Here is a 24,890-nt window from a genome sequence, read left to right as displayed (position 1 = left end):
AAAGAGGTGGCAGAGAACAAAGATGATGATCTAGCATTTTTTAGAAATGCGATGAAAAATGTTAAACCATTACATAATGATAAAATCGTTCTAACAAAACCACTTTCCAAAAAAAAAGCTTATATAGAAGAACAAGAAAATATCAATAAAGATATTTTATATGATCACAATATAAGGGAGGTGGAAACAGAAGAAGAATTATTATTTAAACGCACGGGAATACAGCATTATATAATTAACAAATTGCGACGTGGACAATTTAATATACAAGCAGAATTGGATTTGCACGGAATGACAGTGCTGGTAGCACAACAAGAAGTGAGAAATTTTTTAGAAAAATGTCAATATCGTAACATTCGATGTGCAAGAATTATACACGGGAAAGGTTATGGTTCAACAGCAAAACAGCCAATTTTAAAAAATAAATTAAATTTATGGCTACCACAATGTGGTGAAGTATTAGCTTTTTGTTCAGCTCGCCCTTCAGATGGTGGAACTGGTGCAGTATATGTATTAATTAAACGATAAAAAATCCCCCGCTTCCCTTTTGGGGAAGGGAGGATTTTAGGGGAAAACTATTTCTTAGGAGCTTGAGGAGCTTGAGGAGCATAACCATAAGGTGCAGGAGCATAACCATAAGGAGCTGGAGCATAACCATAAGGAGCTGCGCCATAACCATAGCCATTACCACGACCATTATAACGGTTATTACCATTATAGTTATTATAACCACGACCATTACCACGACCATTGAACTTAGAATTGAAGTTCATGTCACCCCAACCGTTACCATTCATCCATTGGTCCATCATGTTATTGTTAGAACCATTGTAACCATTGTTATAACCATTGTTGTTATAACCACTCCAAGGAGAACCACCCCAAGGAGAACCACCCCAAGGATTACCACCCCACCATGCTTGAGCAGATGTAGCAGCTAAAACAGAACCACCAAGAATTGCTGAAATAGCAATAGCTTTTACGAAATTTTTCATTGCATTTGTCTCCAATTATAAAGTATTAATTATTTTAATTATATCATTATTATAATGATAATATTATATTTAAGGTCGATTTTATTAAAATCAAGTATGATTATTTAGCAGCTTCTTTTTTTGCTGGAGCAGGAGCTACAGGGGCACCATAGTAAGGGGCATAACCATTGTAACCATTATAGCTATTAGAACCATTATAGCTATTAGAACCATTATAGTTATTATAACCACGACCATTACCACGTCCATTCATAGACATATTGAAGTTCATATCACCCCAACCGCTACCGTTCATCATGTTATCCATAACATTATTGTTATATCCATTATTATAACCATTACCATTCCAAGGACCACCCCACCATGCTTGAGCTGGTATAGTTAATACTGCGCCACCAAGAAGGGCCGCTAATGTAATTGCTTTAGTTAAATTTTTCATTTGTTTAGTTCCTTTGTTTCAGTTGATGGAACGCATTATACACACTCATTAGCATATTAGCAACTACTAATATTAGTATTTAATAAAATAATTAATTAACAGATTGTTTTTTATAACAAAAAAATTTAAAAAAAATTAAACGCACTGATTCTAATAAGTTGATATTGGCATAAACACTGCTATACTTATTAAGTATAAGGTTAATAAATTTTGCAGGAGATAACAAAATGAATATATTAGGCAAAGAATTTATTACAGAACATATGCCACAAGGCTGGGTAATCTGTGAAGAATTGAAATATGGAGTATTTAATATAATAGATAAGAAATTATCTAACCGTAAACATGCCAAAGCTAAACTACAATATATAAATGATAGTTTAGTGAAAGATTGTCAAAATCGAGGAGTGAATCCAAAAGAATATTGGCATTATAATGGCACAAAATTACTGATGAAATTAATAAGTAAATAAATACTAAAGACCTGACAGGTTTTAAAAACCTGTCAGGTCTATGTTTATTATGCTGCTGCGGTTTCAGCTTTTTCCATAGCTTTTTCAAGCATAGGTTTTAAGTCGCCTTTCTCATACAATTCTAAAGTTATATCACAACCACCAATCAATTCGCCTTCAACATAGACTTGAGGAAATGTTGGCCAATCTGCATAGCGTGGTAAATTTTGAAAAATTTCTGGATCTTCTAATACGTTTATATAACCAAATTTTATATTACAAGCTTGTAATGCCTGAGCAGTACGACTAGAAAAGCCACATTGAGGCATTTGTGGCGTACCCTTCATATAAATGACAACTGGGTTATTTTCGACTTGCTCTTTAATTCTATCTAAAACATCCATAATAAAATTACTTTCAAAATAAATAAATAGTTTAAATGGTTTGATTTTTACTCTTTTTCAAGAGTGATTGAATCAATATTAATTATGAATAATTCTTATTATAATCATCATGTGTTTTTCTGTACTAATCAACGTGCAGAAGGTCAACGTTGTTGTCAAAATCATGACGCTCAAGCTATGCGCGATTATGTCAAAAAACGTTCTAAAGAACTAGATATTATTGGAGCTGGTAAGGTTAGGGCTAGCACCGCTGGCTGTTTAGCTCGTTGTGGAAAAGGTCCAGTTTTAGTAGTTTATCCTGAAGCTATATGGTATAGCTATAAAAATCAAGCAGATATTGATGAAATAATTTCTGAACATTTACAAAATGGACGTATAGTGGAGCGGTTGAAAATTGATAATTAATGGTGCTGTTGGTGATTTGGAAGTATTAGTGGATATTCCAGTTGATTGTTCATCTATTGCTGTGGTTTGTCATCCTCATCCTTTGTATGGTGGCACTATGGATAATAAGGTTGTTTATATGATTGCTAAAGCTTTCAATGGTTTAGGTATTGGAACCGTGCGTTTTAATTTTCGTGGAGTTGGTAAAAGTAGCGGCAAATTTGATAAGGGTATGGGTGAAACTGAAGATTTAGCTGCGATTGTGGATTGGTTAAATCAAAAATATGCACCAACAGAATTATATTTAGCTGGTTTCTCATTTGGTAGTTATGTGGTATTACGGGCTTTTCGTGATCTGAAAGCCAGTCGCTTATTATTGGTTGCACCAGCAATAGATCGTTTTGAAATGGCTGGATTAGCTTTAACTAATATACCAACTTTAGTAATTCAAGGTAATGAAGATGAAATAGTATCACCGCAAGCAGTAACTGAATGGATAGCAACTCAAACTTATCAACCAGAACTAGTGATGTTGCCAGATACTGGTCATTTTTTTCATGCTAAGCTTCATCAATTACGAGATACGATTACAAAGTATTTCTTTCTGAAAAAGAAATAATATCATAAAAACCTTATTAAAAGGCTTTATTAATGAGTGTGACCTTCATTTGATGTCAAGATTATATCATTGTAGGCTGGGTTAGCTTATTGAGCGTAGCTCAATAACGTAACCCAGCATTTATCACGCTTTGCTGGGTTACGTTTTTTTACTGCGTAAAAAAATCTAACCCAGCCTACATTTCAGGCAAAAGTTTTTTTGCTTCGAGGCAAAAGTTTTTTTTCAAAAAACATTCGCCTGAAATTGAAAATAAACTTATAAACACTTAAGTCAATGGCATTGACTCTACAAACATGATGTTACATCAAATTAAGGTCACACTCTTATTAATTCTAAACGCCCTGCAAGGGTGAAATAGTTTTTTGGGAATTGAAACGCCGACTTTCAAATTTAGAAAAGCTGTTTTATTACCGTGAAAAATCTGCTGAATGTGATTCAAGTCTGTTATCAATTAGATGATCCAGAAACTAAAAAACGTGAAATTAAGGGCTTATTACAAGCATGTAAAAATTTTGGTTTAAAACAAGGTAAGATTATAACTTATGATAGTTATGATTGTTTCCAAGTTGACGGAATTGTTTGTGAATTGGTTCCTGTTATTGAATTTCTTAATTAGAACTTCCAAAGTGAGTATCATACATAAATGGCTAAAATAAACTTAAACATAACAGGAATGATGTGCGCCAATTGCGTGCGCACTGTTGAACGAAGCTTATTAAAAAAAACTCCGGGTGTTGTTGCTGCTAATGTTAATTATGCAACCGAGTCTGCGAGTATTGAATATTCTCCTAAGCAAGTTTCTCCTGCTGACATTGTTGCCGCTATTAAACGCGCGGGTTATGATGTTGCTGTAGAAAAACCAGCAGAAGCAAATGATATTGCTAACAAATTTTGGATTGGCTTAATTTTTACTTTGCCGCTTTTTGTATTAAGCATGAGTCGCGATTTTAGTTTGATTGGTGAATGGGCACATGCTAGCTGGGTGAATTGGTTAATGTTTGCCATGACGCTGCCTGTACAATTCTATGTAGGTTGGGATTTTTATGTTGGTTCTTGGAAATCGCTTAGAAATGGTGCTGCTAATATGGATGTATTGGTGGCAATGGGTAGTTCTGTTGCCTTTTTTTATAGCTTAGCGGTGATTTTAAATCCAATTTGGGGTGAACATGTCTATTTTGAAACAGCGGCACTTATTATTACCCTAATTAAATTAGGCAAATTATTAGAAGCTAAAGCTAAAACTAAAACCGGTGCCGCTATTGAAAAATTAATCGGGCTTCAAGCTAAAACCGCCAAAGTAATACGTGACGGAATCGAACAAGATATAGCCATTGAAAAATTGCTGGTAGGTGATCTAATCATTGTACGCCCGGGCGAAAAAATTCCGGTTGATGGCAAAGTCATTGAAGGGCAATCTAGCGTCGATGAAAGTATGATAACTGGTGAAAGTTTGGCAGTGTCAAAATCTAAAGATGATAATGTCATTGGCGCGACACTGAATAAACAAGGATTACTAAAAATAATTGCAACTAAAGTTGGTGCAGATACCGCTTTGGCTAATATTATTCGCCTTGTTCAAGAAGCCCAAGGTAGTAAGCCAGATATTCAAAATTTAGCAGATAAAGTCGCAAGTATTTTTGTACCAGCCATAATTATATTATCTATTTTTACTTTATTAATCTGGTGGTTAGCTATAGGTGCTGACTTTACAGATAGTATGATTAGAATGGTAACAGTATTAGTAATTGCTTGCCCTTGCGCATTAGGCTTAGCAACTCCAACAGCGATTATGGTTGGCACCGGTAAAGGGGCATTACAAGGAATTTTATTTAAAAATAGTCAAGCCTTAGAACAAGCACATAAACTAAAAACCATCGTCTTAGACAAAACTGGCACCATCACCAAAGGGCAAGCAACAGTAACAGATCTAACTATAAGCAATGAAATTTTACAACTAGCAGCATCAGCAGAGCGTGGTAGTGAACATCCACTTGGTGAAGCGATTGTCAGATGTGCCAAGGAACGTGGCTTAAAATTATTTGAACCATCAGAATTTAAAGCTATTAGTGGGCAAGGAATAATAGCAACAGTATCAGATAAACAAATAGCTATTGGTAATAATATGGTGGGTTTCGCTTCGCTCTACCCACCCTACATAACCAATAAAAATTTAACCAATAAAAATTTAGTAGGGTGGGTAGAGCGAAGCGAAACCCACCATGCAAGCAATAAAAATTTAGTAGGGTGGGTAGAGCGAAGCGAAACCCACCATGCAAGTCTTGAAGCTGAAGGAAAAACAGTAGTTTCAGTAACAATAAATGATGAATTTGTAGGTTTCATAGCAATTGCAGATACAATAAAAAGCACTTCTAAAGCAGCAATAGCCGAAATGCAAAAATTAGGCTTAAAAGTCATAATGCTAACCGGCGACAACAAAACCACAGCCACCGCAATTGCTAAACAAGTTGGAATTCAAGAAGTCATAGCAGAAGTATTACCAAAAGATAAAGCAAATACCATCAAACAACTACAAACCCAAGGCTTAGTAGCAATGGTAGGTGACGGCATAAATGATGCTCCAGCTTTAGCTCAAGCAGATGTAGGAATTGCCATAGGTACAGGAACCGATATTGCGATGGAAACCGCCGATTTAACCATCATGCAAGGTAATTTAAATTCGGTAGTTGATGCAATTAAACTAAGTCATGCCACCATAAGAACCATAAAACAAAACCTATTTTGGGCATTTGGATATAACATCATACTAATACCAATCGCAATGGGAATTTTATATCCATTTATATTACACCCAGCAATAGCTGCCGCTGCAATGGCATTTAGTAGTGTTTCTGTGGTTATGAATAGTTTACGATTAAAAAGGTAACTATACGCCTTGAAATTTTTTTAGAAAAAAAACTTGACATTTAATTTAAATGAACTAAAATTATCGTCTTTTTCTTCTATAGGATATATATAAATCAAATGAAAAATAAAACTATGCGTAAATCCTTTTCTTTAGGAATTTTATTAACGTTTCTTCTGGCATTTACTCCTCTTCAAGCCATTCAGGCAGAACCCATGCTAGGAGAAGTTAAATTATTTGCAGGTAATTTTGCTCCAAGGAACTGGGCATTAGCTCAAGGTCAATTATTAAATATCAGACAAAACTCAGCACTTTATTCTATATTAGGTAATACTTATGGTGGTGATGGTAGGACTACTTTTGCCTTGCCAGATCTTCGCAAACAGGTTTTGCATACAAATGGATTTATGAATTATATAATCTGTATTATAGGTCAATATCCATCTCGTAACTAATAAAAATAGCTATATGCTATCCTCAAAAAGTCTATTCATAATTTAATTAAACATTATTCCCTGACAGGTTTTTAAAACCTGTCAGCAATTCTAAGAATAATACACCTAAATTATAATTATCATTTATAAAATATATATGGGATTGCGATGAATAGATATACCACTTTTAATTTTTTCAATAGTTTGTCAATTTTCCGGGGCTTATCATTTATACTTTTTATTGATGAATTTATATAGTAATCTCTATGAACCAAAGCATTGATAATCAATTCACCAAATACTTCTTCGTCTATTTCTAATATACCATTAGAATTTAAATTCTTCTCTTTTTGTACTCTTCTTAGTTTAGTAGTTATAAAACTTATTATACGCTCATAAACTAAAAACCATCGTCTTAGACAAAACTGGCACCATCACCAAAGGGCAAGCAACAGTAACAGATCTAACGATAAGCAATGAAATTTTACAACTAGCGGCATCAGCAGAGCGTGGTAGTGAACATCCACTTGGTGAAGCGATTGTCAGATGTGCCAAGGAACGTGGCTTAAAATTATTTGAACCATCAGAATTTAAAGCTATTAGTGGGCAAGGAATAATAGCAACAGTATCAGATAAACAAATAGCTATTGGTAATAATATGGTGGGTTTCGCTTCGCTCTACCCACCCTACATAACCAATAAAAATTTAACCAATAAAAATTTAGTAGGGTGGGTAGAGCGAAGCGAAACCCACCATGCAAGCAATAAAAATTTAGTAGGGTGGGTAGAGCGAAGCGAAACCCACCATGCAAGTCTTGAAGCTGAAGGAAAAACAGTAGTTTCAGTAACAATAAATGATGAATTTGTAGGTTTCATAGCAATTGCAGATACAATAAAAAGCACTTCTAAAGCAGCAATAGCCGAAATGCAAAAATTAGGCTTAAAAGTCATAATGCTAACCGGCGACAACAAAACCACAGCCACCGCAATTGCTAAACAAGTTGGAATTCAAGAAGTCATAGCAGAAGTATTACCAAAAGATAAAGCTAATACCATCAAACAATTACAAACCCAAGGCTTAGTAGCAATGGTAGGTGACGGCATAAATGATGCTCCAGCTTTAGCTCAAGCAGATGTAGGAATTGCCATAGGCACAGGAACCGATATTGCGATGGAAACCGCCGATCTAACCATCATGCAAGGCAATTTAAATTCGGTAGTTGATGCAATTAAACTAAGTCATGCCACCATAAGAACCATAAAACAAAACCTATTTTGGGCATTTGGATATAACATCATACTAATACCAATCGCAATGGGAATTTTATATCCATTTATATTACACCCAGCAATAGCTGCCGCTGCAATGGCATTTAGTAGTGTTTCTGTGGTTATCAATAGTTTGCGATTGCGGATTGTAACTAAATTCTCTATAATATAATATTATTTTTTATAGGGATAAATTAATGAAGATTATAATTAAAATATTATTATCAATAATAACAATATATATATTATGGCCTTATCTAAATTTTTATAGATTGGATAATGCAGTCTCAACCAACAATATGATTGTATTTGAGCAATTGGTAGATATTGAATCTATACGTAGAGTTCGTAAGGAAAATATTCAATGGAAAATGCAAAAGCTTCAGGGTAAAAATGGTAGTTTTTTACCTGATGTTCTTGCAGATGCCGCTATTAATCATATGATTAATTATCCTAATTTACTTGCAAGTTTGCGTCAAATTAACGGTTCTTTGTGGCAACATACAAGTTTTATATTCTTTGAATCACCAATTCGTTTTATGATTAGATTAGGTAATCTAGGTCATAATCCTCTTTATATTGAAATGACTTTACAAGGTTGGGTTTGGCGTGTCACAGCAATTTATGAATAAATTCTTGAAAAGAATATTGCAATTATTAGTTGTTATAACAGCACTTGTACTAACTGTAGTTTTAGTTATTGTTTTAGTTGTTAATCCAAATGATTATAAAACTCAAATTTCTCAACTAGTTGAGAAACAGACTGGGCGTAGTTTAACTATTGATGGTGATATTAGTCTCACATTTTTTCCTTGGCTAGGTTTAAAATTGGCTACAGTAAAATTAGGTAATGCGCCCGGTTTTGATACCACGGTTGAATTTGCTTCATTAAATGAAGCCCATGTGCGTGTTAAATTGTTACCATTATTTAGTAAGCAATTAGAAGTTGATACTATCTTTGTAGATGGAATGAAAGTTAGGTTGACGCGCAAACAGGATGGTCATACTAATTGGGAAGATTTAGTTGCTTTACAGGGCGATAAATCAGATGATAAAACTATGCAAGACTTTAATATTAATGGTTTATCAGTAAATAATTCTCATATGGTTTGGGATGATCAACAAGCTGGCTCACGCTATATATTATCTAATTTAAATTTAAATACATCTGCCATAATTCAAAATAAGCCAATTCAATTTCAACTAAAAACCACGGTTGATTTTTGGGGTAAAAAAACCTTTAAAATTAAATTTGATTTTAATAGTCAACTTAGTTTTAATCCTAAAACTCAAAGATATGCTTTAAATCCATTAGAAATGATTGCGACAATTGCAGGTAAATCTTTACCCGATGGTAAGCAAACTCTAGCGGTAAGCACTTTTGTAGATTTGGATTTAAAGCGAGAAAGTTTAATTATTGATAAATTGAAATTTAAGCTGATGGATGCTAGTTTAAATGGGCAATTAAAAGTTAAACAATTTCTTAGTAATCCAAGTTTTTTAGGTAATATTAAATTAGCAAATTTAAATGTACCTAAATTATTGCAAACTTTAGGTATGGATATTAAGTTGCCTTTAACTAAAGTGAGTTTAAATACTAACTTTAATGCCAATATGAAAAATTTAGATTTTAGAAATCTAAATTTGCTAGTTGATGAAAATAAATTATATACTTCAAGATTACAGCTGGATTTAGAAAGACAAAAATTAATTTCTAGCCCTGTAAAAGTAACCGCTTTTGGAGTTAATCTTCATACTCAATTAAATATTAATGATTTATTTTCTGAACCTACAATGTATGCTACATTGCATGTACCTACTTTTAATCCACAAAAATTGTTGAAAAAGTTAGAAGTCTCATTACCATTTCCAACAAAATATGCAAGTTTAAAAACCGAATTTGAATTGCGTAAAAAGCAAGTAATGGTATTCAAAAATTTGAATGTGCAAGTTGATAATAATAAGTTGCAAAGCTATTTTATTAAGTTTGATCTTGGTAAGGAAAATTTGCGATCAGAAGCATTATCATTAAATTTATTAGGAGTTAAGTTGCTAGTTAGTAAAATTAAAGCGACAAAAATGTTTACTGATATACAAGCACAAGCAAGATTGGCAGTCGCACCTTTTAATCCACGTAATTTATTGAAAGCTTTAAATCAAGAAGTTCCAAAAACTCAAGATGCCAAAGTATTAAGGCGTTTATCATTAAATACTAAATTACAAGCTAGTGGCTCTCAATTGAATTTAGAAAATTTAAAGATAAAACTTGATAAAACTAATTTAATAGGTAATTTATATTTAAAAAATATCAAGCAAGCGACAATTGCTTTTAATTTATATTTAGATCAAATTGATATTGATAGTTATTTACCTCCCGAAGCTCCTTCCTCATCTTCTCCTTCTTCTTCTGATAATCCTTTATTGTTACCATTAGAAATATTACGCGATTTAGATATAAATGGAGGATTGAAAATTGGTAAAATGAAAACATATGGAATGACAATTCAAGATTTAGAATTTGCAGTATCTGCTAAGGGTGGTAATTTTAAATTAATCCCCAAATTAACACTTTGATTTAATAAATATAGGAATAATGTCACTATGAGTCGTATGGTAAATTGCGCAAAATTAGGTAAAGAAGCTGAAGGTTTAAAATTGCCGCCTTATCCGGGTGAATTAGGTAAACAAATTTACCTGACTATTTCTAATGAAGCTTGGCAAATGTGGCTAAAGCATCAAACGATGTTAATTAACGAATATCGTTTAGCAGTAGCTGATCCAAAAACGCGCAAAATGTTAGAAGCAGAAATGGAAAAATTTTTATTTGGAGAAGGTTCAGAAGCTCCAAAAGATTTTGTCGCACCAGCGTAGTAAACTTACTAAACCTGACAGGTTTTAAAAACCTGTCAGGTTTTTTAATTTGCATTATTTGAATTTGTACATCATAATTCTGAATGATCATTTTAAAATAGGAATTAACCAATCATGAATTATCTCTTTATCCCCTTAATTATATTCAGTCTAAGTTTTACAGCTAATGCAGATTCCTTGCTGGAAAAAATGCAATCTAGTTTTTATCAATTAAATAAAACAGATAATCAGAGAATTATTCAAAACAAACCTGACAGGTTTCAAAAACCTGTCAGGTTTAGATCAGATTCTATACTTAGAAACCTTAATGGTAGTATTAGATATATTAGCGGCAAAAATCTTGAAGCTGCAAGTAAGCGCAGTTTTCGTTCTATAAAAGCACGTGATTTAACAACCGCAGTTAATTTTCTCAAAAAAAATAGTTCTCTACTACAAATAGAAAATCCTAGTAAAAATTTTACCATGATTAAATCTACTAAGGATGAACTAACTGGTGGTAGCCGTTTGCGTTTTGAGCAAAGTTATCAAGGTTTAGCTATATGGCCTAGTGAAATCGGCATTCATTTGAATAACAATGGTAATGTGACTTTAATGAATGGTTCATATCTGAATCAACAGCGTCGTCCATTTAATGTGAAACCTGTAGTTACTGCCGATATGGCGCAAGAAAAAGCATTAAATGGCAAACCTAGTAATACTAAAGTAAGTAAAAAACCGGAATTAATTATTTATTTACCTGATAATGATTCATCAGCTCGACTTGCTTGGCGATTAGAATTAGAAGTTAGCTTAGATCAAAAACTTATGATAATTATTGATGCTTTCAATGCTGATATTTTAACGGAATTTAACCAAATTCATAATGCCGCTATTACTGGATCAGGCGTAGATTTATTAGGTCAAACCCGACCATTGAATCTGTTTGAAGAAAATGGTCAATATTTAATGGTTAATACTAGTAAACCTATGTATGACGCTGCTACAAAAAAGGGTGTCATTTTAGTTTATGATTGGATGAATAATCCAGATTCAGAACCTTTTAATGCGCCATTAATACGATCAAATAATCCAAATATCGGTTTTTTGCCTGATGCAGTTAGTGCTGCTTATAATCTTTCTAATACTTATGATTATTATTTAGAACGTCATCAACGTAATTCCTTAGATGGAAAAGCTGGTGATATGGTAGCTATAGTACGAGTTGGACGTAATTTTAAAAATGCCTTCTGGAATGGTAAAGCTATGTTTTTTGGTGATGGGCAACCATTTGCTGCTAGCTTAGATGTAGTTGCGCATGAGTTGACTCATGGCGTTATTCAACATACAGCAAATCTGGTTTATCAAAATCAATCAGGGGCATTACATGAAGCCTTTGCTGATATATTTGGTGAAATGGTTGAAGCGCGTCAAAATAGTGGTAAAAATGATTGGTTATTGGGTACCCAAGTAGGTGAAATAATTCGTAGCATGAGCCGCCCTGAAGATCATAGTCAACCATCACACATGAACAATTATCAATATTTACCTAACACAGAAGATGGTGATAATGGCGGAGTACATATTAATAATGGTATTATTAATCATGCTTATTATTTATTTGCTCAAAGCATTGGTATTAAGGATGCTGAAAAAATATTTTATCGCGCACTTACTAACCATTTATTAAAAAATTCTCAATTTGTTGACGCTAGGTTAGCTGTATTAAATTCTGCTAAAAAATTATTTGGAGAAAATTCTACACAAGTTCAAAAAGCCGCTGAGGCTTTTGATAAAGTTGGAATTACTGCAAATACTGCTAGCACTCCACCGCCAGCTTCTTTTCCATCAGTTCAAGGTGAAGATGCACTATTATTTGCTTGTTTATTACAAGATGGTAGTGTTCATGTTTGCCGTGATGAAAAACCTACTGATCAACAACCAATTGTTCTTTCTCAAAGTACTGTAGCTCCTACTCGTATTGCAGTTGATGGTAGTGGTGAAATGGCTGCTTTTATTACTTCACAAAATGATTTATGTTTAATTCATACTGCCACCGGTACAGAAGATTGCCGTCATAATCCCGGTACACATCATTCTGTAGCAATGTCTCCTGATGGTAGATATGTTGCTTTTGTATTGTTGGATGCTAATGGACAAATTACACCAAAAATTACTGTAGTAGATATGAAGGCTGATACAGAAAAAACCTATAAATTATATGCACCTTCTGACAGCAAACAGCCAGTTTATAGTATTGTCGCTGCTGATTCAATGACTTTTAATGCTAATGGTGTATTATTATATGATGCTTTAAATCAATTTAGTGGTGCAGATGGGCGTACTTTTCAAAACTGGGCAATTTATTCTTTGAACGTCAATACTGGTGCTATTCAGAATGTGGTTGAACCTGATCAAGGTGAAGATATTGGCTTTCCTAGTTTAAGTAAAACTAGTGATAATTTTCTAGTTTTTGATGTTTATAAAGATCAAACTAAAACACTTCAAGTCTATACAATGAACCTCAATACTGGTAAATTTGCTAAAATATCAGAATTTCAAGGACAAAAAAGCGTTCCTAGTTACAATGGTGATGATAGTGCGATTGTTCATATGTTTCCTGACAGTGGTGTAGCTTTCAATACTCAATTAATACGCCAACCAATTGCAAAGGATCGTATAACTCCACAAGGGCAAGCAACTACTTGGTTAAGAGGTGTATCTTTTGGAACGGTTTATAGACGCGGAAAATTTGTGGGTCCACAATCATATGCGGCATATTTTGATGTACGTACTTCTATATTGAAAATAAATGCTATTACAACACAATCAGGTGAATTACGTACATTTGATATGAAATTAATTAATGGCAATCCATTAACTTTTCAACTAATAAATAACCAAGCAGCAACAGAAACAGATGGTCTTAAAGCAACTATGGAAGCTAATAATAGTATTATTATACCACGTGCAGAATTGACAGAATTAGATGGTAATACCAGTTATTGGAAAGTGAATATGAACTTAGAAAAGACTGATACTTATGTAATTCCTGAAGGTGGATTAATTCCATTACAATGAGTTTATTCATAAAAACTGTTGGAACAGGTAAGCCCTTGATATTATTACATGGATGGGGCTTTAATCATAATATTTGGAATGATTTAGCGGCTCAACTCGCAACAGAATATTGCGTTTATCTAGTAGATTTACCCGGGCATGGAAATAGCCCAATGTCTGAATATAAATTAGAACTACTAGCTGAAAAATTAGCCGCTGAATTACCTACTGATGCTATCTGGTTGGGTTGGTCATTAGGCGGTTTATTGGCAATGGCAGTAGCTAGATGGCATCCAAAATCAGTGCAATCTTTAGTTTTAGTAGCCACCTCACCTAAATTTGTTAGCGGCAAAGATTGGAATAATGCCAACTGTGCTAAAGTATTAAACCAATTTGCTGAACAACTAACAAATGATACTGCAACTACATTACGACGTTTTTTAGCCTTACAAGTTACAGAACGTCAACAGTTACGCGATCTACAAACACTATTAAAAACTAATAAACTACCCCAAACAGCGGCTTTAAAAGCAGGCTTAAAATTATTGCAAGATACTGATTTGCGAACAGAACTATCACAGATTAATTGCCCAGCATTATTATGCTTAGGTGGAAAAGATAAAATTGTACCAGTTGCTGTAGGTGCAGACTGCCAAGCTTGGTGGCAAGACTTAGAAATTGTCATTATCAAACCAGCAGGGCATATACCATTTTTATCTCATCCGGAAAATTTTGTTTCGATTTTAACTAATCTTTCCAATCATAATTCTTAATTGTAACTGTCATAGTATAACTAGCATTACCACGTATTGATCCCACAATGATTTTAACCACATTGGTTTTACCATTTCTTGACCAGCCCGGGATAAGGCAATTCACCATACCAATATTTTGCCTCATTTTTTAATGTTACATATTTACCACGACGGTTTTTATAAATCGCAAGATCAAAAACAGCATTGTTTTCAAGTGATAAAATTTGTACTTCCATCACTTGCCCTGCTCCTGCTTTTAAAAAATGTTCATTAGTAGTGCCACGTACTATTGCACCTTCAATTGTGTTAGAGCTACTTCCACGTTGAAATTTGATTTCTTTAGATTTACTCGCCATTCCAGACTGGATGTATTTACTACTCACATAACCAATTTTGCCGCTATTCAGTTTTACTTTATTCCAAGAATCGTAAAAATGTAAAATATTAACTGCTGAACCACGACTAATACGACTAATAATTCTGCTACCTATTCTTCTGCTAGAACGAACATTTAATTTGCCACTGTTAATACTAACTACACCGCAGTCATTAGAACGAGTAATATAATTGCGCTTAGCATAAGCAATTTTGCCATTATTCAACTTGATTTTATAATATGAACCCCTAGTAGATAAAATTCTTAATGCAGAACTCTTACTAGCTTTGTAAATTACTCTTGATGAGCGACTTGCTTTTTGACGAATATTTAATGAAGTGCCTTTAGTGGTAACCAAACCACAATCAGCGGCATAAGCTGGAATAGCAAACAAACTATAATTAATAGTTAATGTTAATAACAATATATATTTATTCATATGAATTACTCCTTAATAAAAATTAAATTTAAATGTCTAATATACATCTTGTGAATTAATAGTTCAAACATTACGTCATAATTCCTGAAGCTGGATTACCTGCCAAGCTTGGTGGCAAGATTTAGAAATTACCATTATCAAACCAGCAGGGCATATACCATTTTTATCTCATCCGGAAAATTTTGTTTCTAATTTAATCAACAACAATAAACCAAAAAAAGTAAATAAACCATTAACAATCAACAATTCAAATCCAAATTTGAATCCAAACCATTGTTCAGAATTTATATTCAAAATATAACAAATTAGCGGCGCAAGTATAGCGACAATTGGTACATAACCATCTTTTATCTGCCATTTAGTAAATAAACCAAAAGCATATAAGCCTAATAATGGACCATAAGTATAGCTTGCGACTGTAAATAACATACTGATTATACTTTGATCATTAATTGCTTTAAATACTAAAATTACAATTATTAATAGCACTGAAAATCCAAAATGCACTAATTGGCGCAGTTTCACTTGGTGTTCATTTAGCTTTAGAAAATCAATACTAAAAGAAGTCGTTAATGCCGTTAGTGCAGAATCTGCACTTGAATAAGCGGCTGCAATTAAACCTAAAATAAATAATAAGCCTACTACTATCCCTAATTCTCCATTGATCGCAATCATTGGATATAAATTATCGCCTGTTGCTGTTATACCTTTTAGATTTGCATATTGATATAATAAAGCTCCAAGTGCAAGAAATACAAAATTTACAAACACCAAGATTATGCTAAACCAAAACATATTTTTTTGCGCCGCTTTCAGATTTTTGCAACTAAGATTTTTCTGCATCATATCTTGATCAAGCCCTGTCATCACAATCGCCATAAAAGCTCCTGCCAAAAATTGCCTGAAAAAATATTTAGGATCGCGCCAATCCTCAAAGAAAAATATCTGTGAATATTCATTATCATATAAATCTTTAACAGTTAAATCCATATGATTTACAATCAAGATTACAGTCATAATAACTGCTAACAACATAAATAATGTTTGCAGAGTATCAGTCCAAATTATTGTCTTAATCCCACCTTTAAAAGTATAAAGCCAAATTAACAGAATAGTAATAATAACTGTAACAAAAAAAGGAACATGCCACGCATCAAAAACAATCAATTGCAGAACCATTGCAACCAAATATAAACGAAAAGCGGCACCAATGGTTCGAGATAATAAGAAAAAGAAAGCCCCTGTTTTATATGACCAAAAACCGAAACGTTGTTCTAAATAACCGTAAATAGAAGTTAAATTCAAACGATAATACAAAGGCATTAATACAGTAGCAATAACTAAATAACCAAATAAATAGCCCAATACCATTTGCATATAAGAAAATTGAGTACTATCTACCCAACCCGGCACTGAGATAAAAGTTACCCCAGAAAGACTGGTGCCAATCATCCCAAACGCCACTACAAACCAAGGCGATTGCTTATTGCCTAGGAAAAAAGTTTTATTATCATCATGTTTTCCAGTAAAAAAGGAAATTAAAACTAATATAGAAAAATAACTAATTATTGTTATTATTATATATGTGTTTTGCATAAGTATCTTTTAATTTATTTAAATTAATATTATCAGGCGCAACTTCTAAACCTTTTTCAATCCAAAATAAACTAGATTTATATTTTTTCTGTTGTTGTTTTTTGAAGGCTAACTTATAATAAGCATTAGCAATTTCAATTATTCCATTTTTTGCTTTAATATTATTTGGTTGAATTTTTAAAATTTTCCGATAAGTGTGTAAAGCATTATTTTTAATTGGAGCAGTATATTGTTGTTTACTCATCTGTCGTTCAGCCCGTGTAAATAAACTATTAATAATCTCATTTAATAGATTTTGTACCGTTATACTATTTGGTGCTAGACGCACTAGTTTTTTATATATTACATAAGCACTATTGGTTTTTGAATTACTTAATCGCCCTCTTTTAATTTGTTTTTGAGCTTGAATTAATAAAGTTTTCACTTCATCAGATAATTGTTCATCTTGTTTTAATGTTTTTTGTTCTATCAGTGGTATTATTTTTACAGGTTCAGGTTTAGACTCTATTTCCTTTATATTAAAAGGATATAAATAAACTACTGTTCCTATTATAGTAACAATCAGAATAATCATAATAAGCCATATCCAATTTGTTTTTGGAAACTGTTCATTACCAATCACTACTCTATTCTTGAAAACAGGATCATTAATACGCATATTTTAAATACCTAATTTTTAGTTATAAATTTTCCTATCAGGAGTAATTCCATTGATTCGTCCCTTTGCCGGTTTACGCCCTCTACCTGAATATACAAGTCAGGTAATTGCACCACCTTATGATGTCTTAAATACTGAAGAAGCACGTATTCGTGCAAATAAACGCCCTTGGAGTTTTTTGCATATTTCTAAACCGGAAATAGATTTACCAGTAAATACTAATCCTTATAGTGAAGAAGTATATGCTAAAGGTGCAGAAAATTTGCAAAACATGCTTAAAAATGGCATCTTAAAACCAGATACACAAGCTTGTTATTATTTATATAGTTTGACTATGGATCAACATCAACAAACTGGTTTAGTTGCTGTTGCAAGTGTTGATGATTATAACAGCAATCGTATTCGTAAACATGAGTTCACTCGCCCTGATAAAGAAGACGATAGAGTACGTCAAATTGACGCATTAAATGCCCAAACAGGTCCAGTTTTTTTAACTTATAAACACAATAACATTATTGATGAATTAGTAATTAAACTAACAACAAACACTCCTACAGTTAATGTCACTGCTGATGATGGTGTTATTCATAAATTATGGATTGTAGATAATTCATCTGATATAAATCTCATTACTTCTACTTTTGATAGTATGGATTGTTTATATATCGCAGATGGACATCATCGTTCAGCAGCAGCGTCACGAGTCGCAGCACAACGGCAAGCTAATAATTATTTTTTGAGTGTAATTTTTCCAGATAATCAAATGCAGATTCTTGATTATAATCGTGTTGTCAAAGATTTAAATGGATTAACTATTGATCAATTTTTAGACGGTATAAGCCAATCATTCAGTATTAATGCACATAAAGAACCAATTAAACCACAAAATAATGGTGAGTTTGGTATGTACCTAAATGGACAATGGTATAAATTAGAGATACACTCAGATAAAATTCCTAACAATGATCCAGTAGCAAGTCTTGATGTTAGCTTATTAACTGATCAGATACTAAATCCAATTCTAGGTATTGAAGATTTGCGTCGTGATAAACGTATTGATTTTGTAGGTGGTATTCGTGGTTTGTCTGGATTAGAAAAGCGAGTTAATAGTGGAGAAATGACAGTGGCTTTTGCATTATATCCTACTTCTATGCAAGCCCTTATGGCAGTAGCTGATGCAGAACAAGTAATGCCACCAAAATCAACTTGGTTTGAACCCAAATTGGCTGATGGCATTGTTTCACATCAATTAATCTAAAAAACTACGTAAAGGATCACATCGACTTGGATGGCGAAGCTTGCGTAAAGCTTTCGCCTCAATTTGACGAATACGTTCCCTAGTTACATCAAATTGTTTACCCACTTCTTCTAAAGTATGATCAGTATTCATATCAATTCCAAAACGCATTCGTAATACTTTAGCTTCACGAGGTGTTAAACCATATAACATATCTTGTGTGGCACGCCGCAAACCTTCAAATGTTGCTGATTCAACTGGACTTACAAGACTAAGATCTTCAATAAAATCACCTAAATGCGAATCATCATCGTCTCCAATTGGAGTTTCCATTGAAATAGGTTCTTTGGCAATTTTCAGAACTTTTCGCACCTTATCTTCCGGCATTTCCATATATTCGGCTAATTCTTCTGGAGTCGCATCACGCCCCTTTTGTTGTAAAATTTGTCGCGATACCCTATTCAATTTATTAATGGTTTCAATCATATGAACAGGAATACGAATGGTACGAGCTTGATCAGCGATTGAGCGTGTAATTGCTTGACGAATCCACCATGTAGCATAAGTAGAAAATTTATAACCACGTTTATATTCAAATTTATCTACAGCTTTCATAAGCCCAATATTACCTTCTTGAATTAAATCAAGAAATTGCAAGCCACGATTGGTATATTTTTTCGCTATCGAAATAACTAAACGTAAATTAGCTTCAATCATTTCTTTTTTAGCGCGTCGTGATTTAGCTTCCCCAATAGACATGCGTCTATGAATATCCTTAATATCAATTAGCTTAAAGCGACATTTAGTTTCAAAAAAAATCAGCTGATTTTGTAATGATCTTAACTCTGTTTCATAAAATTTTAATTTTGGTACATAAGCTTTATCATTCTTTAATAAACCATCAACCCAAGTTTTATTAGTAATATTTTTCTTAAAAGAAGCAATAAATTCAGTTTTATTGATTCCAACTTTAGTAACACAAATGTTTCGAATTTTTTGCTCAAATTGGCGAATTAAGCTAACAGTATTACGTAATTTATAGGTTAATTCATCTACTATTTTTGGTACAATCTTAAATTGCAAAAAGTAATCCGCAATGATTTTACGTAATTTTTTATATTCATCTGAATAAATCCCCTTACTGATTTCTATATCCAATAATTGAGCATGTAATAGAGTTAAAGAGGTAAAACGAAGTTTAACTTCCTCATCATTCAAAAAATCTTCCTCATCAATCAGAGTAGTATCATCATCATTGACTGCTTTCTCAATATCAATAGGCATATCAACATGTGGAGAGTCACTAAATCCAGATATTACTTCAGAAGTTCTTATGTCACCACTTTTAACTAGATCATAATACTTTAAGAAATCTTTGATTACTTCAGGATAAGTAGCAAGTGCTGATAATGCTTGATAAGTTCCTTCCTCAATACGTTTAGCAATATTAATTTCACCATCTCGCGTCAATAAATCGACCGTACCCATTTCACGCATATACATGCGTACAGGATCAGTAGTACGCCCAAATTCACCATCAACACTAGTTAAAACAGCCGCTGCTTCTTCAGCAGCATCATCAGCAACGGGAGTGCCAGAAATTAACAATACATCTGCATCAGGTGCAAATTCATGTACTGGAATACCCATCTCATTTATTACATTAACAATATTGTCAATATGTTCTTGATCGACAATATCATCAGGTAAATGATCATTTACTTCGTGATAGGTTAAAAAACCTTGTTCTTTACCCTTTGCAATGAGTGCCTTCAATTGTGATTGTTGTTGCTCTTGGTTCATAACCTTGTTATCAGTTCTCATATTGTGAATTTTGACCACGAGATTTGTATAAAGATTTCAATTCTTGTTTTTCTTCGGCAGTCAAAGATGTAATATTATGCGTTAAATACTTCATACGCTGAGCCATGTAATCTTTATACAAGCGGTTGATCGCCCCTAAAAAATCTTTCTCAATATTAATCTGAGCTTCTGTGAATAATGCTTTTTGTGCAGATAATTTATTTATAGTTTCTGCATATTCAGTATCGCGCCAATGTTCACAGATTGCATCTAAAGTTAATTGAGGATTGTTTAATGTTAATTCAATTAATCCATGTAGTAGTTTTATATCTTTATCTTTCAAACCATATAATTGTTTAGGATTTTCAATTGATTGAGATAATGCTGGTTTATGCAATAAGCATACTATAGCCTGATGTACTAATGAAAGTTCTCTTAAACTAGTTATTTGTTTAAAATGTTTAAAATTTCTTCTACGTTTCTGTGGTGCTTGATAAGTGATTTGTTTTAACTTCTGCCACATTTGCTCTTGATAAGGTCCTTTAGGCAAACGTGTTAATAAGGCTTTGGCTTTTTTAATTAAAGCAGCTTGTCCTTCTGGAATATTTAAATTAACCTGTTGTATTAATGTATCAAATAAAAAATTTGATAAAGGTATTGCTCTCGTGAGACGAGTGCTAAAAGCTTGCATACCTTCTTTACGTATTAAACTATCTGGATCATGTTCTGATGGTAAAAACAAAAAATTCACTTGTCGCCCAGCATGAATTAATGGTAATGAAGTTTCTAAAGCTCGCCAAGCAGCTTTTTGCCCTGCTTTATCTCCATCAAAACTAAAAATAATTTCTGATACTCGACTAAATAAAATTTTTATATGATCTTCAGTAATTGTTGTACCTAAAGCTGCAATTACATTTTTGATTCCAGCTTGTGATAAAGCTATAACATCCATGTAACCTTCAACTACAATAATGTTTTTTAAAGGATGTAGTTTATTAGCTAAATACCAACCATATAATTCATGTCTTTTTTTAAAAAGTTCGGTTTCAGGAGAGTTTATATATTTTGGTATTTCTTTATTTTGGTTAAGAGTGCGCCCACCAAATGCAATAATTCTCCCTCTTTTATCTAAAATTGGAAACATCACTCGATCACGAAACCTATCATAACGCCGTCCAGAGTCATTTTGTTTGACCAAGCCAGTTTTGAGTAAGTTAGTTCGTTTTTCAGGAGTTGTACCTAATGTTTTTAACAATATATCCCATTCTGCTGGTGCATAACCTAAACCAAAATCACGCGCTATTTCTCCACTAACCCCTCGTGTTTTTAAGTAATTGATTGCTTTGGTGGAATTACGTAATTGTTGCTTAAAAAACTTTGAAGCTTCTATCATTAATTGATATAACTCATCATAAGATTTCACAGAACTACCTTGCTCATATTCCATTTCTATACCCAGTCTCGAAGCTAATTCATGAACAGCTTCAACAAAAGTTAAATGCTGATATTCAATCAGAAAAGTTATAGCTGTACCATGTACACCACAACCAAAACAATAATAAAACTGTTTTTCAGCACTAACTGTAAATGAGGGTGTTTTTTCATTATGAAATGGGCAACATGCGGTATAATTTATACCAGTTTTACGTAATGATATATAACTATTTATTAAATCAACAAGGTCAATACGATTAATTAATCTATCAATAAAATTGCGAGGAATACGCATTTTTTTAAACCACCCCGAAGGGTGGGAAGGGAATCTAACTCAAACGTTGTTTTAGATTAGCACTTAAAGCTCTCATATCAGTACGTCCCTGTACTTTAGGTTTGAGATGTGCCATTATTTTACCGAGATCTTTCATAGAAGCTGCTCCAGTTTCACTGATTGCAGTTTCAATTAAATCTTTTAATTCAGCTTCAGTTAAAGCTTGCGGCATATAAGTTTGTATAATTTCAATTTCAAAGGCTTCTTGATCAACTAAATCTTGACGCTCAGCTTTTTGAAACTGTGCCAAAGAGTCTCGCCGTTGTTTGAGCATTTTATCTAAGATTACTATGACTTGAGTATCATCTAATTCAATACGCTCATCAATTTCTTTTTGTTTAATCGCGGCTTGCATTAAACGTATCACACCTAAACGTGGCTTATCCTTAGCACGCATGGCGTTTTTCATATCTTCAGTAATTTTGTGTTTGAGAGATTCTGTCATAACTTAATACATACGTTCGCGACGCAAAAGATCACGGTTCATTCTTTTACTCTGACGTTTAACAGCAGCGGCAGCTTTACGTTTACGGATTGAAGTTGGTTTTTCGTAGTATTCACGACGATGTACTTCAGCTAAAATTCCAGCTTTTTCACAATAACGTTTAAAACGGCGGATAGCAACCTCAAATGGTTCATTTTCTTTGACACGTACTGATGGCATTGAAGATTTTGTCTCCTTAATTAAATTAAAATTAGAAATCTAACATTATAATGCTTGATTAATTGATTCACAAGGTATATATTTAAATTTAATTTTATTAAGGAGCAATTCATATGAATAAATATATATTGTTATTAACATTAACTATTAATTATAGTTTGGTTGCTATTCCAACTTATGCAGCTAGTTCTAACATCATTGAAGGTGAAATATTACATGGCACTACTAGTCGACATTTTTTAAAAGCAGGGGCTGGGCAATGGATGGAAGTGCAAGTTTCATCAATTAGAAACAATGCTGTTTTTGATCTTGCTATTTACAAAAACCGTAGTGGTAAATTTTTAACTCTAAAAAATAAGGCAAAATCTTGGTATGGCAAATTGCCTTCTCCCGGTTGGTCAAAAAATCGTAAAAGCAATGTAGTTAAAATTACTCTGAGATCAACACGTGGCTATGCTAGTTATACTATGATGGTTAAAATTAAGAGTTATGATTGGAAAGATTAGTTAATTGATGTTACGCCTTCTCGTTCACACGCTCCAGCGCACTCCCTTATACACACAAGGTAGGGTCGGTTCCGTTTACGGAACCGACCATACAAGGTTCTATCAAAGATAACGTGTAGCTTGTTGTGAAATTTTTTGTTCGGTTGCACTATCTGCAATATCATTAGCAACTGCTCTTTTTTTCAGGCTTTTATATTCATCAATTTCAGTTTGTTGTTGATTTTGGTATCTATTAGTATAAGCCTCAATCAATTTACCTCTTGCATTTAATTCATAATCCAGTAAGTCAAAGATTTTATCTATCACTTTAAATACACCATCACTATTTTCTGGTAAAAATTGTGATGTTGACATTTGTTGTCCTTTTTTCACAATTTCTTTCCAAGATGGATCATCTTCTCCTAAACGAGCTTCAAGTAAATTACTTTGTTGTATGTCAACTTTCTTTTTCAAACCATTTACTTGTTCAATTATTTTATATAGTTGTTTAGCTTCTATTTGTTGTTCTGAATTACCTTCTTGTATCACATCGCGTAAAATACCTTGAACCCTACGTGCATCATCTCCAGCTAAATAAGTTCTAACATTTTCAAGCTTATCTTTAATTTCATCATAAGGATTTTTTAAACTTGCTAAAGGTTTTTGCTTATTAGCTTTAGCAGCGCCACCAGTTAAAGGCATTTTTTCTTTAGGGTCATAATCTGAAAAATTATTAATTTCTGATTTATCATCAGTTAGTAACTGTTTTTTTCTGCTAATTAAAAAGGCTAATAAAAGTAATATAGCTATGGTTACAATTCCCATAATTCTAGGTAATTCTTGTTTTTCAAACCATTGTTTTATACTCTCTGTTTTAGTCTTTACTAGTTGTTTATCTTCGACTTTAGGAACAGGTGGTGCTATCGGTTCCGGTTTTGAGATTGCTGCTTTTTCTTCTACTATAGTAGGGCAAATAATATTTTGGCTGTTGTTCCATTCTTTGTTTTGTCGTACAAACTCTTTTGAAGCTTCCCTAACTGTCAAGGCTAACATCTCAGCACGTGACGGTATTATTAAAGTTTGATTAGATTTTAAACTATTTATATTGCATGACTTATAAAATGCTTGAGGATTAGCTTTTAATATCGCTAATAAAGCTTGTATTCTGGAAATAGATTTATCTGAGCGTATAGTATATGCTATATTCCATAATTTTTCATTTGCTTTAATTGGTCCATAAGTTTTTGATATTGCAATATTTGTACTTATTAAAAGTGTTATTAACGCTAATAAACGTATTTTAAAAAAAAGCGTATTCATTTTTTTATATAAAAATTTAATTA

The 24,890-nt window shown here is 32.9% G+C and carries 26 protein-coding genes; 15 read left to right on the top strand and 11 right to left on the bottom strand.

Annotated features, from left to right (window positions below; translation table 11 throughout):
- Positions 1–6: 6 nt before the first annotated feature.
- A complete protein-coding gene (locus BHU68_RS03895; protein ID WP_216092647.1) occupies positions 7–528 on the top strand; it encodes a Smr/MutS family protein in 522 nt (173 codons plus the stop codon).
- A 47-nt stretch (positions 529–575) separates the two neighbouring features.
- Here BHU68_RS03895 and BHU68_RS03890 read toward each other — a convergent pair whose 3' ends face one another.
- Positions 576–995 (bottom strand): hypothetical protein, encoded by a 420-nt coding sequence (locus BHU68_RS03890; RefSeq protein WP_069471067.1) that lies wholly within the window; start codon positions 993–995, stop codon positions 576–578.
- 100 nt (positions 996–1,095) lie between these two features.
- Entirely contained in the window at positions 1,096–1,434 is a 339-nt protein-coding gene (locus BHU68_RS03885; RefSeq protein ID WP_069471068.1) for a sulfur globule family protein, read from the bottom strand.
- 227 nt (positions 1,435–1,661) lie between these two features.
- Between BHU68_RS03885 and BHU68_RS03880 the strand changes: the two genes are divergently transcribed.
- Positions 1,662–1,907, top strand: a complete 246-nt coding sequence (locus BHU68_RS03880; RefSeq protein ID WP_069471069.1) for a hypothetical protein — start codon at positions 1,662–1,664, stop codon at positions 1,905–1,907.
- Between the two features lie 47 nt (positions 1,908–1,954).
- Here BHU68_RS03880 and grxD read toward each other — a convergent pair whose 3' ends face one another.
- Positions 1,955–2,290: a Grx4 family monothiol glutaredoxin gene (grxD, locus tag BHU68_RS03875; RefSeq protein ID WP_069471070.1), complete on the bottom strand. Its 336-nt coding sequence runs from the start codon at positions 2,288–2,290 to the stop codon at positions 1,955–1,957.
- A gap of 84 nt (positions 2,291–2,374) precedes the next feature.
- Here grxD and BHU68_RS03870 point away from each other — a divergent pair, with 84 nt between their 5' ends.
- From BHU68_RS03870 to bioH, 11 genes are all read left to right on the top strand, one after another.
- Entirely contained in the window at positions 2,375–2,695 is a 321-nt protein-coding gene (locus tag BHU68_RS03870; RefSeq protein ID WP_069471071.1) for a (2Fe-2S) ferredoxin domain-containing protein, read from the top strand.
- Complete coding sequence (locus BHU68_RS03865; RefSeq protein WP_069471072.1) at positions 2,685–3,293, top strand: alpha/beta hydrolase; 609 nt, start codon at positions 2,685–2,687, stop codon at positions 3,291–3,293. The genes BHU68_RS03870 and BHU68_RS03865 overlap by 11 nt, the downstream gene beginning before the upstream one ends.
- 412 nt (positions 3,294–3,705) lie before the next feature.
- Positions 3,706–3,909, top strand: a complete 204-nt coding sequence (locus BHU68_RS03860; protein ID WP_069471073.1) for a hypothetical protein — start codon at positions 3,706–3,708, stop codon at positions 3,907–3,909.
- A 27-nt stretch (positions 3,910–3,936) separates the two neighbouring features.
- A complete protein-coding gene (locus BHU68_RS03855; protein ID WP_083235040.1) occupies positions 3,937–6,177 on the top strand; it encodes a heavy metal translocating P-type ATPase in 2,241 nt (746 codons plus the stop codon).
- A gap of 98 nt (positions 6,178–6,275) precedes the next feature.
- Positions 6,276–6,611, top strand: coding sequence for a phage tail protein (locus BHU68_RS03850; protein ID WP_069471075.1), 336 nt, complete (start codon positions 6,276–6,278; stop codon positions 6,609–6,611).
- Positions 6,612–6,999: 388 nt separating this feature from the next.
- A complete protein-coding gene (locus tag BHU68_RS03845; protein WP_083235039.1) occupies positions 7,000–8,031 on the top strand; it encodes an HAD-IC family P-type ATPase in 1,032 nt (343 codons plus the stop codon).
- A 25-nt stretch (positions 8,032–8,056) separates the two neighbouring features.
- Positions 8,057–8,491 (top strand): DUF2939 domain-containing protein, encoded by a 435-nt coding sequence (locus tag BHU68_RS03840; protein WP_069471077.1) that lies wholly within the window; start codon positions 8,057–8,059, stop codon positions 8,489–8,491.
- Positions 8,484–10,433, top strand: a complete 1,950-nt coding sequence (locus BHU68_RS03835) for an AsmA family protein (RefSeq protein WP_069471078.1) — start codon at positions 8,484–8,486, stop codon at positions 10,431–10,433. Before BHU68_RS03840 ends, BHU68_RS03835 begins: the two co-directional genes overlap by 8 nt.
- A 27-nt stretch (positions 10,434–10,460) precedes the next feature.
- Positions 10,461–10,730: an oxidative damage protection protein gene (locus BHU68_RS03830; protein WP_069471079.1), complete on the top strand. Its 270-nt coding sequence runs from the start codon at positions 10,461–10,463 to the stop codon at positions 10,728–10,730.
- A 114-nt stretch (positions 10,731–10,844) separates the two neighbouring features.
- Positions 10,845–13,787: a M4 family metallopeptidase gene (locus tag BHU68_RS03825; RefSeq protein ID WP_069471080.1), complete on the top strand. Its 2,943-nt coding sequence runs from the start codon at positions 10,845–10,847 to the stop codon at positions 13,785–13,787.
- Positions 13,784–14,539, top strand: coding sequence for a pimeloyl-ACP methyl ester esterase BioH (bioH, locus tag BHU68_RS03820; protein WP_069471081.1), 756 nt, complete (start codon positions 13,784–13,786; stop codon positions 14,537–14,539). Before BHU68_RS03825 ends, bioH begins: the two co-directional genes overlap by 4 nt.
- A 68-nt stretch (positions 14,540–14,607) precedes the next feature.
- On the opposite strand, the gene BHU68_RS03815 is transcribed toward bioH, so the two are convergent.
- The 3 genes from BHU68_RS03815 to BHU68_RS03805 form a co-directional block, all read right to left on the bottom strand.
- The gene (locus BHU68_RS03815) at positions 14,608–15,336 is read right to left on the bottom strand and encodes an SH3 domain-containing protein (protein WP_069471082.1); all 729 of its coding nucleotides are present in this window, start codon (positions 15,334–15,336) and stop codon (positions 14,608–14,610) included.
- Positions 15,337–15,504: 168 nt separating this feature from the next.
- Complete coding sequence (locus BHU68_RS03810; RefSeq protein WP_069471083.1) at positions 15,505–16,932, bottom strand: sodium:solute symporter; 1,428 nt, start codon at positions 16,930–16,932, stop codon at positions 15,505–15,507.
- On the bottom strand, positions 16,898–17,590 hold the full coding sequence (locus tag BHU68_RS03805) for a hypothetical protein (RefSeq protein WP_069471084.1): 693 nt from the start codon (positions 17,588–17,590) through the stop codon (positions 16,898–16,900). The genes BHU68_RS03810 and BHU68_RS03805 overlap by 35 nt, the downstream gene beginning before the upstream one ends.
- Before the next feature lie 52 nt (positions 17,591–17,642).
- On the opposite strand from BHU68_RS03805, the gene BHU68_RS03800 reads away from it, so the two are divergent.
- Positions 17,643–18,848 carry a DUF1015 domain-containing protein gene (locus BHU68_RS03800; RefSeq protein WP_253180917.1) on the top strand — a complete coding sequence of 402 codons (1,206 nt, stop codon included), beginning with the start codon at positions 17,643–17,645 and terminating at the stop codon, positions 18,846–18,848.
- Here BHU68_RS03800 and rpoD read toward each other — a convergent pair.
- The 4 genes from rpoD to rpsU are packed head-to-tail and all read right to left on the bottom strand — an operon-like array spanning position 18,840 to position 23,062.
- Positions 18,840–20,630 (bottom strand): RNA polymerase sigma factor RpoD, encoded by a 1,791-nt coding sequence (gene rpoD / locus BHU68_RS03795; RefSeq protein ID WP_069471113.1) that lies wholly within the window; start codon positions 20,628–20,630, stop codon positions 18,840–18,842. The two genes, BHU68_RS03800 and rpoD, sit on opposite strands and share 9 nt — an antisense overlap.
- Positions 20,631–20,640: 10 nt before the next feature.
- Positions 20,641–22,359, bottom strand: a complete 1,719-nt coding sequence (gene dnaG, locus BHU68_RS03790; RefSeq protein WP_069471086.1) for a DNA primase — start codon at positions 22,357–22,359, stop codon at positions 20,641–20,643.
- A 34-nt stretch (positions 22,360–22,393) separates the two neighbouring features.
- A complete protein-coding gene (locus tag BHU68_RS03785) occupies positions 22,394–22,843 on the bottom strand; it encodes a GatB/YqeY domain-containing protein (protein WP_069471087.1) in 450 nt (149 codons plus the stop codon).
- Between the two features lie 3 nt (positions 22,844–22,846).
- Positions 22,847–23,062: a 30S ribosomal protein S21 gene (gene rpsU, locus BHU68_RS03780; RefSeq protein WP_069471088.1), complete on the bottom strand. Its 216-nt coding sequence runs from the start codon at positions 23,060–23,062 to the stop codon at positions 22,847–22,849.
- A gap of 113 nt (positions 23,063–23,175) precedes the next feature.
- Between rpsU and BHU68_RS03775 the strand changes: the two genes are divergently transcribed.
- On the top strand, positions 23,176–23,568 hold the full coding sequence (locus BHU68_RS03775; RefSeq protein WP_069471089.1) for a hypothetical protein: 393 nt from the start codon (positions 23,176–23,178) through the stop codon (positions 23,566–23,568).
- A 102-nt stretch (positions 23,569–23,670) separates the two neighbouring features.
- Here BHU68_RS03775 and BHU68_RS03770 read toward each other — a convergent pair whose 3' ends face one another.
- Positions 23,671–24,867 (bottom strand): FimV/HubP family polar landmark protein, encoded by a 1,197-nt coding sequence (locus BHU68_RS03770; protein ID WP_069471090.1) that lies wholly within the window; start codon positions 24,865–24,867, stop codon positions 23,671–23,673.
- Between the last annotated feature and the right edge of the window lie 23 nt (positions 24,868–24,890).

Source organism: Candidatus Marithrix sp. Canyon 246 (assembly GCF_001723685.1).
In the GTDB taxonomy this organism is placed as follows: domain Bacteria; phylum Pseudomonadota; class Gammaproteobacteria; order Beggiatoales; family Beggiatoaceae; genus Marithrix.
The sequence above is the reverse complement of the archived record's forward strand: the minus strand, read 5'-3'. Positions and strand labels throughout refer to the sequence as shown.